Origin of the sequence: Rhodohalobacter sp. SW132 (genome assembly GCF_003390325.1) — a bacterium.
Taxonomy (GTDB): domain Bacteria; phylum Bacteroidota; class Rhodothermia; order Balneolales; family Balneolaceae; genus SW132.
Genome location: NZ_QUOK01000009.1, coordinates 43189 through 58370, shown reverse-complemented (window position 1 = coordinate 58370; position 15182 = coordinate 43189). Strand labels below are relative to the sequence as shown.

14 protein-coding genes and 1 pseudogene are annotated in these 15182 nt (G+C 45.6%); 11 read left to right on the top strand and 4 right to left on the bottom strand.

Annotated features, from left to right (window positions below):
• Positions 1–513, top strand: coding sequence for a phosphoheptose isomerase (locus DYD21_RS15650; RefSeq protein WP_116037946.1), 513 nt, complete (start codon positions 1–3; stop codon positions 511–513).
• Between the two features lie 44 nt (positions 514–557).
• Here the strand turns inward: DYD21_RS15650 and DYD21_RS15645 are convergent, their stop codons facing one another.
• Together DYD21_RS15645 and DYD21_RS15640 are read right to left on the bottom strand one after the other, a co-directional pair.
• Positions 558–857, bottom strand: a complete 300-nt coding sequence (locus DYD21_RS15645) for a type II toxin-antitoxin system RelE/ParE family toxin (protein ID WP_116037945.1) — start codon at positions 855–857, stop codon at positions 558–560.
• Positions 835–1071 carry an addiction module protein gene (locus DYD21_RS15640; RefSeq protein ID WP_116037944.1) on the bottom strand — a complete coding sequence of 79 codons (237 nt, stop codon included), beginning with the start codon at positions 1069–1071 and terminating at the stop codon, positions 835–837. The genes DYD21_RS15645 and DYD21_RS15640 overlap by 23 nt, the downstream gene beginning before the upstream one ends.
• A gap of 121 nt (positions 1072–1192) precedes the next feature.
• Between DYD21_RS15640 and DYD21_RS21540 the strand changes: the two are divergent.
• Positions 1193–1270: pseudogene (locus tag DYD21_RS21540) on the top strand (phosphoheptose isomerase); the annotation flags it as partial.
• Positions 1271–1428: 158 nt separating this feature from the next.
• On the opposite strand, the gene DYD21_RS15630 reads toward DYD21_RS21540, so the two are convergent.
• Positions 1429–2589: a glycoside hydrolase family 26 protein gene (locus DYD21_RS15630; RefSeq protein ID WP_116037943.1), complete on the bottom strand. Its 1161-nt coding sequence runs from the start codon at positions 2587–2589 to the stop codon at positions 1429–1431.
• 312 nt (positions 2590–2901) lie between these two features.
• Positions 2902–5610, bottom strand: a complete 2709-nt coding sequence (locus tag DYD21_RS15625) for a discoidin domain-containing protein (protein ID WP_116037942.1) — start codon at positions 5608–5610, stop codon at positions 2902–2904.
• Between the two features lie 403 nt (positions 5611–6013).
• On the opposite strand from DYD21_RS15625, the gene DYD21_RS15620 reads away from it, so the two are divergent.
• From DYD21_RS15620 to gap, 9 genes are all read left to right on the top strand, one after another.
• Positions 6014–7249 (top strand): ROK family transcriptional regulator, encoded by a 1236-nt coding sequence (locus tag DYD21_RS15620; RefSeq protein WP_116037941.1) that lies wholly within the window; start codon positions 6014–6016, stop codon positions 7247–7249.
• A gap of 77 nt (positions 7250–7326) precedes the next feature.
• Positions 7327–7902: an outer membrane protein gene (locus tag DYD21_RS15615; protein ID WP_158607326.1), complete on the top strand. Its 576-nt coding sequence runs from the start codon at positions 7327–7329 to the stop codon at positions 7900–7902.
• Positions 7903–8090: 188 nt separating this feature from the next.
• Positions 8091–10334, top strand: coding sequence for a bifunctional (p)ppGpp synthetase/guanosine-3',5'-bis(diphosphate) 3'-pyrophosphohydrolase (locus tag DYD21_RS15610; RefSeq protein WP_116037939.1), 2244 nt, complete (start codon positions 8091–8093; stop codon positions 10332–10334).
• A 122-nt stretch (positions 10335–10456) separates the two neighbouring features.
• Positions 10457–10783, top strand: a complete 327-nt coding sequence (locus DYD21_RS15605) for an HU family DNA-binding protein (protein WP_116037938.1) — start codon at positions 10457–10459, stop codon at positions 10781–10783.
• On the top strand, positions 10784–11218 hold the full coding sequence (ruvX, locus tag DYD21_RS15600) for a Holliday junction resolvase RuvX (protein ID WP_116037937.1): 435 nt from the start codon (positions 10784–10786) through the stop codon (positions 11216–11218).
• A 3-nt stretch (positions 11219–11221) separates the two neighbouring features.
• Positions 11222–11788 (top strand): peptide deformylase, encoded by a 567-nt coding sequence (gene def, locus DYD21_RS15595; RefSeq protein ID WP_116037936.1) that lies wholly within the window; start codon positions 11222–11224, stop codon positions 11786–11788.
• 3 nt (positions 11789–11791) lie between these two features.
• On the top strand, positions 11792–12721 hold the full coding sequence (gene fmt / locus DYD21_RS15590; protein WP_233505560.1) for a methionyl-tRNA formyltransferase: 930 nt from the start codon (positions 11792–11794) through the stop codon (positions 12719–12721).
• A gap of 409 nt (positions 12722–13130) precedes the next feature.
• A complete protein-coding gene (locus DYD21_RS15585) occupies positions 13131–13844 on the top strand; it encodes an ankyrin repeat domain-containing protein (RefSeq protein WP_116037934.1) in 714 nt (237 codons plus the stop codon).
• A gap of 218 nt (positions 13845–14062) precedes the next feature.
• On the top strand, positions 14063–15061 hold the full coding sequence (gap, locus tag DYD21_RS15580; RefSeq protein ID WP_116037933.1) for a type I glyceraldehyde-3-phosphate dehydrogenase: 999 nt from the start codon (positions 14063–14065) through the stop codon (positions 15059–15061).
• Positions 15062–15182 lie beyond the last annotated feature (121 nt).

Genomic DNA, 15182 nt, shown 5'->3' with positions numbered 1-15182 from the left:
ATGATCAACATCCCGCAAGACTTTTCCGAAAAAGACGTATTCAGTACCGTTGAGCAATTTATTGAAGGCAAAGGCTTTACAATCGTTGACAAAGACAGCGAACGCCCCTGGGGCGGTTTCCTGGTGATCGAAGAGGGGCGGGCTGAATCGTTTATTCAGACGTTTTTTCCAGGGCTGAGCGTAGAAGATTTTAAGGGATTTGATAAACTAAGCCCGAAAATTCTGCTGGTGGCACCCGGAAAGCGGCTGTCGTGGCAGTACCATCACCGGCGTGCGGAAATCTGGCGGGTGATTGGCGGAGAGGCCGGTGTGGTTGTGAGTGATACGGATGAACAAACCCCGGTTAAAAAGCTTGAACTGGGAGAGTCCGTCAGCCTGCAGCAGGGCGAACGCCATCGTTTAGTAGGGCTAGAACAATGGGGCGTACTGGCTGAAATCTGGAAACATACCGATCCGGAAAATCCATCCGATGAAGAGGATATCGTGCGGGTAGAAGATGATTTTGGGCGGTAAAGCACCAAAAATTAACGAAATCTTTGAAGAGATTGATGTGATGATTATCTATCCTTAAGTTCATCTCTTACCCAACTTGGATTTTTTCGAAGGTCCAGAATAGCATAGATCTTTACAGAAGTCTGATTTGTTCTATAGTAAATCGCGAACGGAAATTTTTGAGAAAGTTTTCTTAAAAATCCAAATTCTGATGGGTGAATACCGGATGTCGTGGTAAGCTTTTCAATATCGAGTAGAATATTTGAAGTAAAATAATTACCCGCACCAGTTTCCTGATTTTCGTAAAAGTCAAAAGCCTCTTCCAAATCCCGGGCTGCTTCCTCAAGAATGATGACTTTTTTCATCTGACTTTTTTTTCAGACGTTCTCTTACTTCGTCCATGTTAAGAAAAGTTGCATTGCCTGAGGACACTTTATCTTCTCTTGACTTCAGAATCTCCTTATGCCAGGCCGGTGAATGAACAGAGTCAGATGGTGTGGAGATCGTCTCCCAAATCATCTCGATCGCCTTTAAGCGCTCAGAAGTGCTCATCTTTTCTATATCTTTATTAGTAATCATATTTAAATATAGAAGGAAAGGAAGTGAAATAAAAGTAGTTGAGGGTTTGAAGTCTTCGAGAATATTAACAAAATCATTCACTCATAAATCTGTATAACTAAGCATTTTACTTATGTTAGACATCTGGAATCACACCGATCCGGAAAATCCTTCCGATGAAGAGGATATTGTGCGGGTTGAAGATGATTTTGGGCGGTGATATTCTCGTTGGACTATTTATAACCCTCCAAGGGTTTGAAACCCTTGGAGGGTTGCAAAAATATCTAAACTTCAAAAACACCCCTCGCACCATCATTTGGACGATGAAGGAGAGCTCTCTTCCATGGGAGAATTCTTTTCATCTTTGCCTCCTCACTCTCAACGCTCCATCTCCAATGAATAGAGATTGGGCAGATCATCTTCAAACAGAATCAGATCATGCTCGCGGAACTCTCGGAAATTTCCCTCGCTCGGATGGCCCGAATATGGTGCGTAGTAGTGATCGGGACGGTCATGCTCGTGGTTGGCGTTTCTCCAGACCAGCACGTACGCAATTCTCCGGGTGGTTTCATTTGCGTTGATACCGGCAAGCAGCGTTTCGGTCCACCAGTCGGGGTCCGGTATCGCTTCATAGCCGGTTTCGGTCATCGCGGGAATTTTGTTTCGCTCTTCAGCCATTTCCACCAGCATCTCAAGTCGGTTAATAAATGTCTCCTGCGTATCCGCTGAGCGAATGCTGTGGTAGTCGTCGTACCCAAAAATATCGACGTAATCATCTCCCGGGTACCGCTCCAGGTACGCTTCTTTTGAATCAAAAACATCAGGGGAGTAGCTGTAGAGCAGGTTGTTTAGTCCTTTTTCATCCCGGAGATACTCTACAGTAAATCTCCAAAGTGCGACAAAATCTTCGGTTGTGGTCAGATCTTGTCCCCACCAGAACCAGCTACCGTTGTGTTCGTGAAAAGGGCGGAACAGGATCGGCACAGGATGAGACTCTCCGTTCTCAGCTGTCACGGTAAGGTCATTCAAGAAGTCGGCAAACGTGTCGAGCCACCCTTTAAACATTTCGTGGTTTTCACCGCCGGGCAGAATAGTTGGAACAGCATCTCCTTCAGTATCCCACGCATCGCCGCCGGTAACGGGGTTGTTCATGTGCCAACCGATTGTAATGACACCGCCCCGGCTGTATCCCTCTTTAATCCACTGCTTCATATTTTCAAAGTTCACCCCGTCCAGATTTTCCTGGTTACCATACTCCAGGTCGCCCAGTTCCCAGCCATATACGGCAGGGTAGGATCCGGCAGTTTCCAGCACATCCGAACGGCCCGGCTCATTGATCCAGCTGTAGCCGTAGGCAAGATCATCCTGGTGCCCAAACAGAACATGCTGATGACGGATCGCATCGAGGCTTGTAAACAGGGTGCGGGTTTCTTCAGTAGCGTTGTGATCTGTCGGCGTGAATGTGGTTAATGGCGCTTCGCCTTCCATTGCACAGGATGAAAGAAGAAATAAGAAAAGCAGCAGTGTAATCTGTTTCATTGGGCTGGATGGTGTAGTTATTAAGTTATTGGTATTGAATGTTTCTTGGTTTCGATTTTTTGAATAGGGAGTTAGCAAGTATTATTCGTGATTGTACCAGAGTTTATCAGGACACCCCTCGCACTATCATATGAACGATGATTGTGATCTCCCCTCGAACCACACTTGGTACCGAAACTTTGGTGGGGAATGTCATCTCATTTTTTCACTTCAATGGTTCGGGACTGTGGCTCCAGCTTTTCACCACCGATGGTTCGGCACTGTCGCTTCGCTCCAGCTTTTCAGCTTTCACTTTTCCCCTTCACCAACAATCTACTTCAACAAAACCATACGGTTCACCTTGGTAAAACTGCCCGCTTGAATTCGGAAAAAGTAGACACCGCTTGAAAAGCTTCCCGCATCAAACCGGACTTCATGCGAACCTGATGAAAGCGGCTCATTCAGAAGGGTGGCAACTCTGCGCCCAACGATGTCAAAAACATCAAGCTGCACGTGTGATGGGTTGGCGATTGAAAATGGTATGACGGTGGAGGGGTTGAACGGGTTGGGGTAGTTCTGACCAAGGTGATATTCTGCCGCGAGTTCTTCGTTGTTGCCCGCACTGGTGAGCAAATTCTGACCGCGAATTTCGATGTAATCAAAATCCATGTAGCCCCAGCTGCTTTCGATCCGGATAGTGTTCAGGCCGCTTTCAAGGTTGATATTCATGTCTTCTGTAAGCCAGGCATTCTCCTGTCCCGCAAACTCGATTTCTCCGATTTCGCTATCATTCACAAAAAGAACCTGGCTTTTTGGCGATTCAAATGGCAGGCGAAACCCGATCTCAAGACGGTAATTACCATTTTCATTTACTTCAATATCACTCCAGGTGAGGGACCCGTCCGCTTCAAGCCGAACAAATTCTCCGCTGCTCGCCTCGCTGTGGGACATTATTTCTGTATCACCTGCCAAAGTACTATTCTCTGCTTCCAGTAAAATAAACTCCGATTCCGGACTTATCGTGAGTTCAACCGATTCAGATCGGATGTTAAACTGCTCATCAGTAGCAACGGCATGCAGTGATGCGATTCCATCCTCAGATGGAGTCCACTCGGTGGTGAAGGGAGGTTCGGTAACCGTATCAAACAGTTCATCATTGATATAAAAAGCAACAGAGATTTCATCGGATGTGCCGGGCTGGAGGTCAGCCGTTAGTTGTGTTACTAAGCCGGCTTCAAGGTAGTCCTCTTCAAGAGGTGAGGAGATTGCAATTTGCGGGGGCTGATGTTCTGATTCGAGTCCGTATACTTCAAGTTCGTACAGTGAGAATCCCCATTCCGTTGCCCGCTCCACTCCGTTCATCCGTACAAAACGGGCCGGAGCGGGCTGCTCAAAAAAAAGAGAGTCGAGCCCTCCGTCGCTGTTGTTTTCCTCAAAAATGGTCTGCCAGTTAAATCCATCGAATGATACATCGATAGTGTAAGAGGCGGCATGTGCTGCTTCCCAATAGAGTTTGATATTATGGATATCGTAAGATACCTGTAAGTCTACCATCAGCCATTCATTATCCTGATAAAGGCTGCTCCACCGGGTGGAATAATCTCCATCAGTTGCATAGTCTGCCAGGTGCTGGTTGTTTTCAATACTGGATGCCGAGGCGGGTTTCTGGAAAGCACGGTTTACCGCTTCGGGATCAAGAACGGTAATGGTAACAGTTTTCGCTTCAGTTTCACCATGCTCATCCGTTGCGATCAGCGTGTATTCAGTTGTTACTTCCGGTGATGCTACAAGTGAATCGATCGGCTGAACCGGATCTCCGTTCAGCGTTACACTTTCTGCACCGCGTACCTCCCAGGAAAGTGTGCTGCTGCCGCCCTCTTCAATTCCCTCCGGAAAAGCGTTAAATATCATGCGGATCCCATCAAAAGAAATGAGGATATCATCAGGGTAGAGATCGCGCATGGTATTCATGTTCTCGAGCATTCGCGGCCAGCTGAGAGTACCGTCAACGCCCTCCATATCGGTCCGTTCGGCCCACCAGTCGAACCACTGCCACCCGAGTGCACCAGCATAGCCGCGATCGTAGAGTTCTTCGAATAGATCAGACCAGTGTACGCCATACATACTGTCTGCATCGCCATCACGCCGGGGGTCACTCATGTAAAATTCGCCCACTACAATCGGCTTATCAAGCTCCCAGTGAGATGCATCGTTGTGAAAGGGGGATTGCGACTGCGGGAAATGTTTGTAGTAGTGAATTCCATAAAAATCGAGTACACCGTCCTCATCACCGCCGGCCGCAATCAGTCGATCATCACGGTAGTAGTTGGTCCAGGAGCCGATGTCGCTTGACGCACGAATATTCCAGGAACCATTGGTAACAAAAGCATCGGGTGCGGTTCGTTTGATCGCTCCGGCTGTACGGTTGACGAAATTTTGGATGTCGGACATATCGACGCGTGATGGCGTCCAGCCAAATTGTGTGCTCATCCCTTCCGGCTCATTGAAAATCTCCCAGCTGGAAATAGCGGGATGCCCGTGGAGGGAGTCAACCATCGGGATAAGAGAGTTGTCGATATAGGTTTGCAGTCTGTCGTTATCGGTAAGAAGCCCCCTGTTTCTCTCGAGCTGTTGATCGTTCATCTGTCCCGCCTGAAGCATATCGAAACTCCAGAGGCAGAGCATCAGGCTAACGTCGTAGAAGTAAGCGAGATCAAGAATGTCACGCAGGTCCTCGATTGCACCTTCTCCGGGCCCTGAAACATCCATTCCGTTGAACTGCGGTGTGTTGGTTCCGTTTGTATGAAGCCAGATCCGCATCATATTACCGCCGTTTTCATTCACTTCACGGAATATCTCTTCAAACAGATCGAGACGGGTTTCACCGGGCCCGATATCCCGGGCAAAATTCACCCAGGCAATATTGCCGCCACTCGCAAATTTTTGTTCACCTCCAATCGAAACCCGGTCGATGGACTGAGCCAAAAGGAAATTCATGGAAGAAGAGAGTACAATCACAAAAGATAGTAGAAGTTTTCTCATATGACATCGGATCTTTGAATTTGGCGTTTTAGCGCGGCAGTTTTAGGAAAAAGCGTTTTCATGTTGATTCAAATATTATATTATAAGATATTATGTAATAAATCAAATTGATTGATTAAAATGTTTTGACCTTAAACTGTGCAGAGAGCAGTTTGTTGGCTGTTTTTGTGTCATTTGTACACTTAATAGGGTGTGCGACTTCAGATTGGGGGCGGGATTTAATATTTTATAAGATTATCCTTTTTGCCTATGTGCTCTTCTGATCTGAGTTGGCTGACTGGGTAGACCGGATTACAATGTTTAGAAACAGAATCGAATGTCGGCATTAACTAATTCAGTTCATGAAAACTGCTGAAGATAGCAGCATGGGCAGAAACGAAAAATGAATCAGGTGTAAATAGATATGCTCCAGGGAACCAATTTACAGTATGCAAACTCATTCAATATTCGGATTGTTATCGAGGCGATCCGGTTATATGGCCCGGTCAGCCGCGGAGAAGTGGCAAAGCGAACACGGCTTACGGCACAGACGGTTACCAATATCACAAAAAAGCTAATGAAGGGTAACCTGATTGTGGAGGGAGACCGTGTGCAGGAGGGGCGCGGAGCACCATCTATATTGCTGAGCCTGAATAAAGATGCGGCATTCTCGATCGGCCTGGATCTTGATAAAGATCACCTCACGGGAGTTTTGATAGATCTGGATGGTAATATGCGTCAGCGTACCGTGCGAAATCTGAAATTTCCAAAATCAGATGAGGGGATGGCAATGATGGAGGAAATTGTAAATGAGTTATTGGAGAAAGAAGGAGTTGCCAGGGAAAAGATCTGGGGTGTTGGCGTGGGTTTGCCCGGCCCGATGGTAATCAGTGAAGGGACGATTCTTAAAAGTGTTGTTAATCCGCAATTTCTGCCCGGGTGGGATAATGTTCCGGTTGTGAAAATGTTGCAGGAGAAACTCGAACTTCCCGTATATCTCGAAAATAATGCATCCGCTGCAGCGATTGGGGAGCGGTGGTACGGTGCCGGGAAACATATCAACAACTTTTTTTATATTTATATCGGTGCGGGACTTGGCGGCGGGCTTTTTATTAACGGCCAGCTCCATTCTGGTTTTACGGGAAATGCCGGCGAAATCGGGTATTACCCGATCGATCGTAATGGCATTGAAAACGGGAAGGATTATAAACCACACCTTGGGGAGTATTATAACCTTGCACTTCTGTATGAAAAACTTGAAAAAGAAGGGATTGATATTCAGTCGCTCGACGACCTTAAAAACCTCTATGAAGCCGGGAATCAAACGATCATACAATGGTTTGAACTCGCGGCGGAACAACTCCTGCCGGTTCTGCTCTCCATTGAATACCTGATCGATCCGGAGGTTATTTTTATAGGAGGACGGCTACCCGAAATAATCCTTGTAGATCTACTGGAAATCATATCTGAAAAACTGCCTGAATTGAGAATTGCCGGTAAACTCGGGAATCCCGACATCCGAAAATCAACAGCTGGTCTGGATGCCGGAGCCCTTGGCGTAGCAACTTTACCTCTTTATGCAACATTTGCACCGATACCGAAGTTTGTAATGGACCAAAGCGTGGATAAAATCAGAAATTTCACGAAATCGAAAAACTAAGATTTTTTCTAAACCTTTGGCGCATAAACCCTTACTTTTAAGGGCAAATAAAAAAAACTTCAATGCAAATGAATATCATGAAACGCACACTATTTGTTCTATTCTCCGGAATTCTGTTTTTACCCCTTTTTTTAACCGATACGGCAGACGCACAATGGTCGATCGGAGCCTCGTATGAAGTAAGGGATGAAGATCCCACCAATGGATTTGGTGTCCGGCTGGAACGATCGGTCCTTTCATCTGTACCAATTGTAGATCTCGGTATACGGGCTCACTTCAGTTATTTTAATGAAACCAATTCGCTAACTACAAGCGGTGCTACCATTGAAAGAGATTTTGAATCTCTTGATTTTGGTTTTGCCGGAACAGGAGAAGTCTCTGTAGGTCTTGTGAGTCCTTATGTTGGGCTTGGAATTGGCTGGGATAACTCGAGCCTGGAATATTCTGAAAATATCAGTGAGTCATCATTTGATGTGAGAGAGGAATTTGATACTACCGATTTTTACTGGAACGCATTTGTCGGTGCGCGTGTATCGATTATTCCGATGGTGAGCCCGTTCATTGAATACCGGTTTTCTCAGGTTTCCGGGCGGGAGGATGTGAACCTCGATAACATCAACAGGCTGGCGCTTGGGGTTTCCTTGCGTTTCTGATCACATAAATGAATCTTGTTGATAGGCGGTCAAATAAAATTTGGTCGCCTTTTTTAATTTAAATGTTTACCATAGCATCGTTTACACCGATAATAGATGGTAAGCCGTACGATTTTGCACAATGAAGATCGAAAACGATTTGCTCAGGAAATCCGTTAATCCGGAAAGACATAAACAGAATACCAAGAATGGCTAATGTTGACACTGATATCAGCGATGTAATTGAGAAGCTTGAGCTGGGCAAGCTTGAGCAAAGTACGCTCCATGAACTTCTGAAGCTGTGCCACACCCATCTCGATGAAACGGATGATGAGCTGATTACCCGTGCGTTTAAACTCTGCTACCATTCTCATAAAGATGTTAAACGTGCATCAGGCGAACCTTACTACCTTCATCCCGTTGAGGTTGCCAAAATTATGGCAGCAGAATTTACGATAGATGACGAATCGGTTGCAGCTGCACTTCTCCACGATACGGTTGAAGATACCTCGATCAAACTGCAGGATATACGTGAAGTTTTTGGTGATGTGGTGGGGCACCTGATCGACGGTGTTACAAAAATTACCGGTGTTTTTGAAAATCGCGATTCAAAACAGGCTGAAACCTTTATGAAACTTCTGCTCTCAATGGCAGAAGATATTCGTGTGGTACTGATTAAATTTGCTGATCGGCTGCACAACATGCGGACGATCAGCCACCTGCCCCGGCAAAAACAGTTCAAAAAGGCAACGGAGACGATGGAGCTCTATGCGCCGCTTGCCCATCGTTTTGGTCTGTTCAAAATGAAAAATGAGTTTGAAGATCTCTGTTTTAAAGTGATCGACCCAAATTCCTACAAATTTATCGCGCGCAAACTAAAAGAGAAGAAAGAAGCGCGAGAGGAGTTCATTGAAGAGTTTATGAAGCCGATCCGGGAAGAGCTTTCAAACTTTAATTTCAATTTCGAAATCAAAGGGCGGCCGAAACATATCTACTCTATCTATCGGAAAATGCAGAATCAGCAGAAACCGTTTGAAGAGATCTACGATCTGTTTGCGATTCGTGTTATTCTTGAGAGTCCGCATTCCAAAGAAGATTGCTGGCGCGTCTACTCCATTATTACCGACTGGTACACTCCGATTCCCAAACGTTTCAGAGACTTTATCTCCGTCCCGAAAGCGAACGGATATCAATCACTGCACACTACGGTGATCACCAAAAAAGGGCGAAAGGTTGAAGTGCAGATTCGTACCCGAAAGATGGATGATATTGCCGAACACGGCCTTGCCGCTCACTGGAAATATAAAGAGGGAGAAGAAAGGGGCAGCAGTGAGCTTGATAAATTCGTGACGTGGGTCCGCGATGTACTCGACAACCCGCGTCCGGATGCGGCAACGGAATTTGTCAAAGATTTCCAGCTGAATCTCTACCAGGATGAGATTTATGTATTTACCCCGGATGGGGAACTGAAAACATTGCCGAAAGGGGCGTCCTGCATCGATTTTGCATTTGAGATTCACAGCGAGATCGGGGAACGGGCTATCGCTTCGAAAGTGAACGGAAAAATGGTTCCGCTTCGTCAAAAACTGAAGATTGGTGACCAGGTTGAGATCATCACGGGGAACAAGATCAACCTCAACCCAGACTGGATGGAAGATGTAGTTACCCACAAGGCCAAAGCGAGGCTGCGGCAGTTCATCAAACAGAAAGAGCGAAAAGTTGCAAACAAAGGTCGTGAGCTCTGGGATAAACGGGCGAAAAAAGGGAAAGTTGAAATCACTGACCAGGAACTCACGAAAGTTGCTAAAATTTTTGGGTTTGATACCACCCAGGATATGTTCTATGAGATCGGAAGCGGTGCGTTTGACGTTGGAAAACCGTTTGAAAAGGTAAAAGAGTATAAGAGTAAAGGCCGGATCGAAAAAGAGTACCCGGAAGATAAAGAGCTCTCTGAAGAAGAGATCCAGGAAGAATACATTTCAACAGCCCGATCAGTCGGCGAAGATAAAGCACTGCTGGTTGAAGGCGAATTGAGTAATGTTAAATACTCATATGCAAATTGCTGCAATCCAATTCCGGGCGACCAGGTGATCGGGTTTATCAGCCGGAACGGGGATGTGAAAATTCACCGCTCGAACTGTAAAAATGCGCACCACCTGATGAATACCGACGGGGAACGAATTGTTGATGTATCCTGGTCTAAGAATATCGATACACAATTCCTCGGAGGGGTGAAAGTGATTGGTGAAGACAGGGTTGGTTTGGTGAATGATCTCACTGAAATACTCTCAAAATCTCTGCAAACGAATATGAAAAGCATTAACGTAAGCAGTGAAGGTGGTATGTTTGAAGGTATACTTGCCGTCTATATTAATGATCTGGATCATCTGGAACGTGTTATACAGCGTCTGGAGAGGGTTGAAGGTGTTAAAAATGTAATGCGGTACGAATAACACAATTCTTACGTTGGCTATAAGCCTAATCAAAAAAATTTAATAAATTTTCTAATGCGAAGTCTTTATTTTTAAAGTGCTTAGGTTAGAAAGGTATTTGTTTTAAAATTAAATAAATTAAGATGGTGACATACACAAAGCGTGATATCGTACGAGCTGTAGCAGACGAAATGGATGTGCCTTTAAATCAGGCCGAGCCATGGGTAGATACTGTAATTGGCGCACTAAGAGGAAAGATGATGGATGCAGATCCAACATGCAGGATTGAGTTACGGGATTTTGGAGTCTTTGAGGTAAAAGAAACCAAGGCTAAACCCCGGGCCAGAAATCCGAAAACCAATGAGGAAATCTATGTGCCTGCTCACAGAAAAACTCATTTTAAGCCGAGTAAACGGTTGAAGAAATTCCTGAAAACTCCTCTCGAAGAACTTGAGAGCAGCAATGACTAAATGACTGCCGCATACGGTAGATATCTTGGAATTGATGTAGGCAGCAAACGGGTTGGAATTGCCAGATCTGACCTGTTTAAATCTTTTGCATCACCTGTCGGTACCTTTTCTCCAGAAGAGAGCTTTCAGGAGGTGCGGCGGCAGGTTGAGTCGGAAGGACCGATTGAAGGCATCGTTGTCGGTTGGCCGCTCACGCCCCAGGGTGACCCCACACACTCCACTGAATTGGTGAAGGAGTATATTAAGGAACTGGGCAGGAAGTTTCCGGATATCAAAATTCATCGGGAAGATGAACGGTATTCCTCACGCAAAGCCCGCAAAATTCTGGTCGAGTCGGGTGTTCCAAAAAAGAAAAGGGAAGAAAAAGGACGTGTGGATCAGGCAGCTGCTGCTTATCTTTTACAGGAATTTTTAGACTCAAACCCGAATATCTGATATATGTCGATTTTACCAATCGTTACCTACAACGACCCCCTGCTGCGCCAGAAAACCAAAGAATTGCAAGAAAACAGCGATGAGCTTCAGCAGCTGATCAGTGATATGTTTGAAACGATGTACAATTCGAACGGGGTAGGGCTTGCCGCTCCTCAGGTAGGACTCCTTCACCGGCTTTTTGTAATGGATGCTGATGTGATCACCGAAGAACTTGATGAGCCGGATCGCGGACCAAAAGTATTTATAAACCCGGTTATACTTGAAACTTCACCGGAGAAAGTGAAAATGGAAGAGGGGTGCCTGAGCATTCCCGACGTTCGCGATGATGTAAAACGTCCGGTTGATATCAAAGTTCAATATCTTGACCGTGATTTTGAGTCGCACACGGAAGATTTTGGCGGATGGGTGTCACGGATCATTCAGCATGAGTTTGACCATCTTGATGGTGTACTGTTCCTGGATTATCTGAGTGGTTTTCGAACCCGCCTGCATCGCTCAGCGTTAAAAAAAATAGAGAACGGAGAGATGCCCACGGAGTACCCTCTGGTTTCGAAAATGAGCAAAGCGTAGTTGATGAAACCATTGCGAATTATATTTATGGGATCGCCGGATTTCGCAGTTCCTTCTCTTGAGGCGCTTCATAAATCGAGTCATAATATTCTAACCGTGGTTAGCGGAAGCGATAAGCGCCGTCGCCGAAGGGGAGATCCCGAACCAACGGCTGTCAAAAAAAGGGCACAGGAGCTCGGCCTGCCAACACTCGACGCCGATGATATGAAGAGTGAGAAGCTCGCTGATGACCTTCGAACACTCAAACCCGATCTTTTTGTGGTGGTTGCATTTAAGATACTCCCGAAACGCCTCCTGGAAATCCCCGCAATCGGATCTATTAATCTTCACGCTTCGCTGTTGCCGGCATACCGTGGCGCCGCACCGATTCACTGGGCGGTGATCAATGGAGAAAAAGAGACCGGCTGTACGGTGTTTTTCCTCGATCAGCAGGTGGATACCGGAGAAATTCTAAAGCAGAGCCGGGTTGTTATCTCCGAAAATGATACCACCGGGGATGTCTACAATAAACTGATGCAAAACGGTGCAGATTTGATTGTCCAGTCCGCCAACCTGATTGCAGAAGGCGAGTTTGAGACGTACGCTCAGGATCATAGTAAAGCCACCCCTGCCCCAAAACTGTTTAAAGAGAACACCAGAATTGATTTTGCAAAACCTGCACAAGAAATTCATAACCTGATTCGCGGTCTGAATCCTTTCCCAGTTGCATGGTGCACCTATAAAGGTAAGAAAATGAATGTTTACCAATCAGCTATTGACCAGGAAGCCGGATTGAAACAGGGGGAGTTGAAGTTTGAAGATGAAAAACTCCTTGCCGGAACCGGGGATGGGTCGATTGAATTGAAAGAAGTTCAGCTTCCGGGCGGGAAACGGATCAGCGGAGCGGAGTTTGGCCGCGGATTCGAAACAAATATCATACTTAACGAAAGTTGATTCACTAAAATCCGGTTCCAAAACAACGAGGCTGTCCGAAAGAGGAGTATCCTGCAATTTCCATTATGGAATCTTTTATGTGGATGGATACGCTCATTTTTTGAATCCATCAATACATCGCCCGCCGGAAGGTATCTTATCCCTGTTACAGGCAGTAGATGCTATCGACGGGACTTGGCATGACGGAATTGATGATGAATATTCTTCTTGACCGCCCTTTTTTGACTGCCTCAGAAAGTAGATCTGTTGGTTATGATAGTTTCCGGCATTCTGATTATACTGCAGTTTGATTGCAGAAATTTTGCAGTTTTACAGATACCGGTTGATTAAGATCAATTTATTTGAGATATACCGTCAGAATTTTTCTGAAAAATAAAGACCTCACTTTTAAACAAAATATTTTGCCATCATGGAGTCATCTCCCTTATTACAAGCCGCTAAAGATGGAAATCTCGAAACCGTAAAGAATCTGCATCTCGAAGGTGCCGATCTTAACGAAACTCACAAGAACGGTTCGAGCGCGCTTATTTTTGCAGCCGAAAACGGCCATCTGGATGTTGTTCAGTACCTGATTGAAAACGGAGCCGATCCTGGTGTACAGACAAGAATGGGCGGAACCGCACTTAGTCGTGCGGCTGAGCAAGAAAACACGGAAATTCTCAGGTATCTTCTCGATTCGGGAACCCCAATCGGGGAGATGGCGCTGATTGTTGCTGCCCGGGAAGGAAATGTTGAAGGAGTTAAGCTTTTAATTGAAGCCGGGGCTGATGTAAACGCACGGCAGCGTTGGGGGCAAACCGCCCTGATGCTTGCTGCAAGAGAAGGGCACGACAGGGTGGTGAATATACTGCTTGATAACGGGGCAAATGTCGCTGCTAAAGATAAAAACGGAGATACGGCACTCAATATCGCAAACGATAATGAAAACCTGGATATTGCAATACGCCTGAAGAGAGCGGGTGCCAAAGCTCCAGTGAAAAAACCTACGCCAAGTCCTGCAATCGATGAAGATGATGACGAAGATGATCTGCCGGGTGATTCCGAAGAGGGCGTGGATGAATTGATTGGTGATGACGACCTGGGAGACGATATCGATCTCGATGATGAGGATGATGACCGCTGATTTTACTTAAAAACTGAGCGAAATCTATCCGAATATATGCACAAAATAGGATATGAAAATTTAGTGCTAAATTAGAAGCGCTTTCAGGCGGAAATTATTGATTATTATAGAATAAACACGTTTAATAATGGATTGAAAGAAGTTAATCCGTTATTTTAAATCAGATATAGAAACTACTGTATTACAGCTAATTTTAATTAGAAAAGGAGCACTATTTTATGGCAAAAGTAAAAGTTGGAATTAATGGATTCGGACGCATTGGCCGCCTTGTGATGCGATCTGTTCTCAAATATCAGAGTGATGAAATTGAAGTGGTGGGTATTAATGATCTTACCGATGCCAAAACTCTGGCTCACCTGTTTAAATATGATTCTGTCCACGGCACCTTTGACGGTGAAGTTTCCACTGATGGAGACAATTTGGTCATCAACGGAACCAAAATTGGAATTACATCTGAAAGAGATCCGGCAAATCTGAAATGGGGCGAGCGCGGAGCTGAGGTTATCATTGAATCCACTGGTATTTTCCGGGATGATAAAGGAGCTTCAAAACACATCGAGGCAGGCGCTAAAAAAGTCATTATTTCCGCTCCGGGAAGCGGCGATATTCAGACAATCGTGCTTGGCGTAAATGATGACGAAATTGATAAAAATAACACCGTTTTTTCCAATGCCAGCTGTACAACCAACTGCCTTGCGCCGATGGTGAAAGTGCTCGATGACGCTTTTGGTGTAAAGCAGGGCTTCATGACTACAATTCACGCCTACACAGGAGATCAGGCGATTGTTGACGGACCGCACAAGGATCTGAGAAGAGCCCGCGCTGCTGCCGCCAACATCGTGCCGACAACAACCGGCGCTGCTGCTGCAGTTGGTCTTGTGCTTCCACATCTCGATGGCAAGCTGGACGGAGGCGCTGTTCGCGTGCCGGTACCAGACGGATCACTCACCGACTTCACCGTTGTTCTCAACAAAGAAGTTTCGGAATCAGACGTTCTGGACGCATTCAAGAAAGCTGCCAAAGGAGATATGAAAGGTATTCTTGAGTACAGCGAAGAAGAGCTGGTATCCAGCGATATTATCGGAAACCCGCACTCCTGCATTTTCGACAGCAAGATGACCAAAGTTGACGGCAATGTTGTGAAAGTGATCGGATGGTACGATAACGAAGCCGGTTATTCAGCGCGAACTGCTGAACTGGTAAATAAGATCTTGTAATCTGACTTACTTACTTAGTGGTTGAATTTATCAATCCCGCCCCGATATTTTCGGGCGGGATTTTTTATGTTTGATGGGTTTTAATTGCTTGGTTTTATCTTTTTGATTTTTACATATTCCG

What these genes read in the sequence shown, in the direction of transcription:
- DYD21_RS15650 (WP_116037946.1), top strand. Translation starts at nt 1, where the DNA reads ATGATCAACATCCCGCAAGACTTTTCCGAAAAAGACGTATTCAGTACC.
- DYD21_RS15645 (WP_116037945.1), bottom strand. Translation starts at nt 857, where the DNA reads ATGAAAAAAGTCATCATTCTTGAGGAAGCAGCCCGGGATTTGGAAGAG.
- DYD21_RS15640 (WP_116037944.1), bottom strand. Translation starts at nt 1,071, where the DNA reads ATGATTACTAATAAAGATATAGAAAAGATGAGCACTTCTGAGCGCTTA.
- DYD21_RS15630 (WP_116037943.1), bottom strand. Translation starts at nt 2,589, where the DNA reads ATGAAACAGATTACACTGCTGCTTTTCTTATTTCTTCTTTCATCCTGT.
- DYD21_RS15625 (WP_116037942.1), bottom strand. Translation starts at nt 5,610, where the DNA reads ATGAGAAAACTTCTACTATCTTTTGTGATTGTACTCTCTTCTTCCATG.
- DYD21_RS15620 (WP_116037941.1), top strand. Translation starts at nt 6,014, where the DNA reads ATGCTCCAGGGAACCAATTTACAGTATGCAAACTCATTCAATATTCGG.
- DYD21_RS15615 (WP_158607326.1), top strand. Translation starts at nt 7,327, where the DNA reads ATGAAACGCACACTATTTGTTCTATTCTCCGGAATTCTGTTTTTACCC.
- DYD21_RS15610 (WP_116037939.1), top strand. Translation starts at nt 8,091, where the DNA reads ATGGCTAATGTTGACACTGATATCAGCGATGTAATTGAGAAGCTTGAG.
- DYD21_RS15605 (WP_116037938.1), top strand. Translation starts at nt 10,457, where the DNA reads ATGGTGACATACACAAAGCGTGATATCGTACGAGCTGTAGCAGACGAA.
- ruvX (WP_116037937.1), top strand. Translation starts at nt 10,784, where the DNA reads ATGACTGCCGCATACGGTAGATATCTTGGAATTGATGTAGGCAGCAAA.
- def (WP_116037936.1), top strand. Translation starts at nt 11,222, where the DNA reads ATGTCGATTTTACCAATCGTTACCTACAACGACCCCCTGCTGCGCCAG.
- fmt (WP_233505560.1), top strand. Translation starts at nt 11,792, where the DNA reads ATGAAACCATTGCGAATTATATTTATGGGATCGCCGGATTTCGCAGTT.
- DYD21_RS15585 (WP_116037934.1), top strand. Translation starts at nt 13,131, where the DNA reads ATGGAGTCATCTCCCTTATTACAAGCCGCTAAAGATGGAAATCTCGAA.
- gap (WP_116037933.1), top strand. Translation starts at nt 14,063, where the DNA reads ATGGCAAAAGTAAAAGTTGGAATTAATGGATTCGGACGCATTGGCCGC.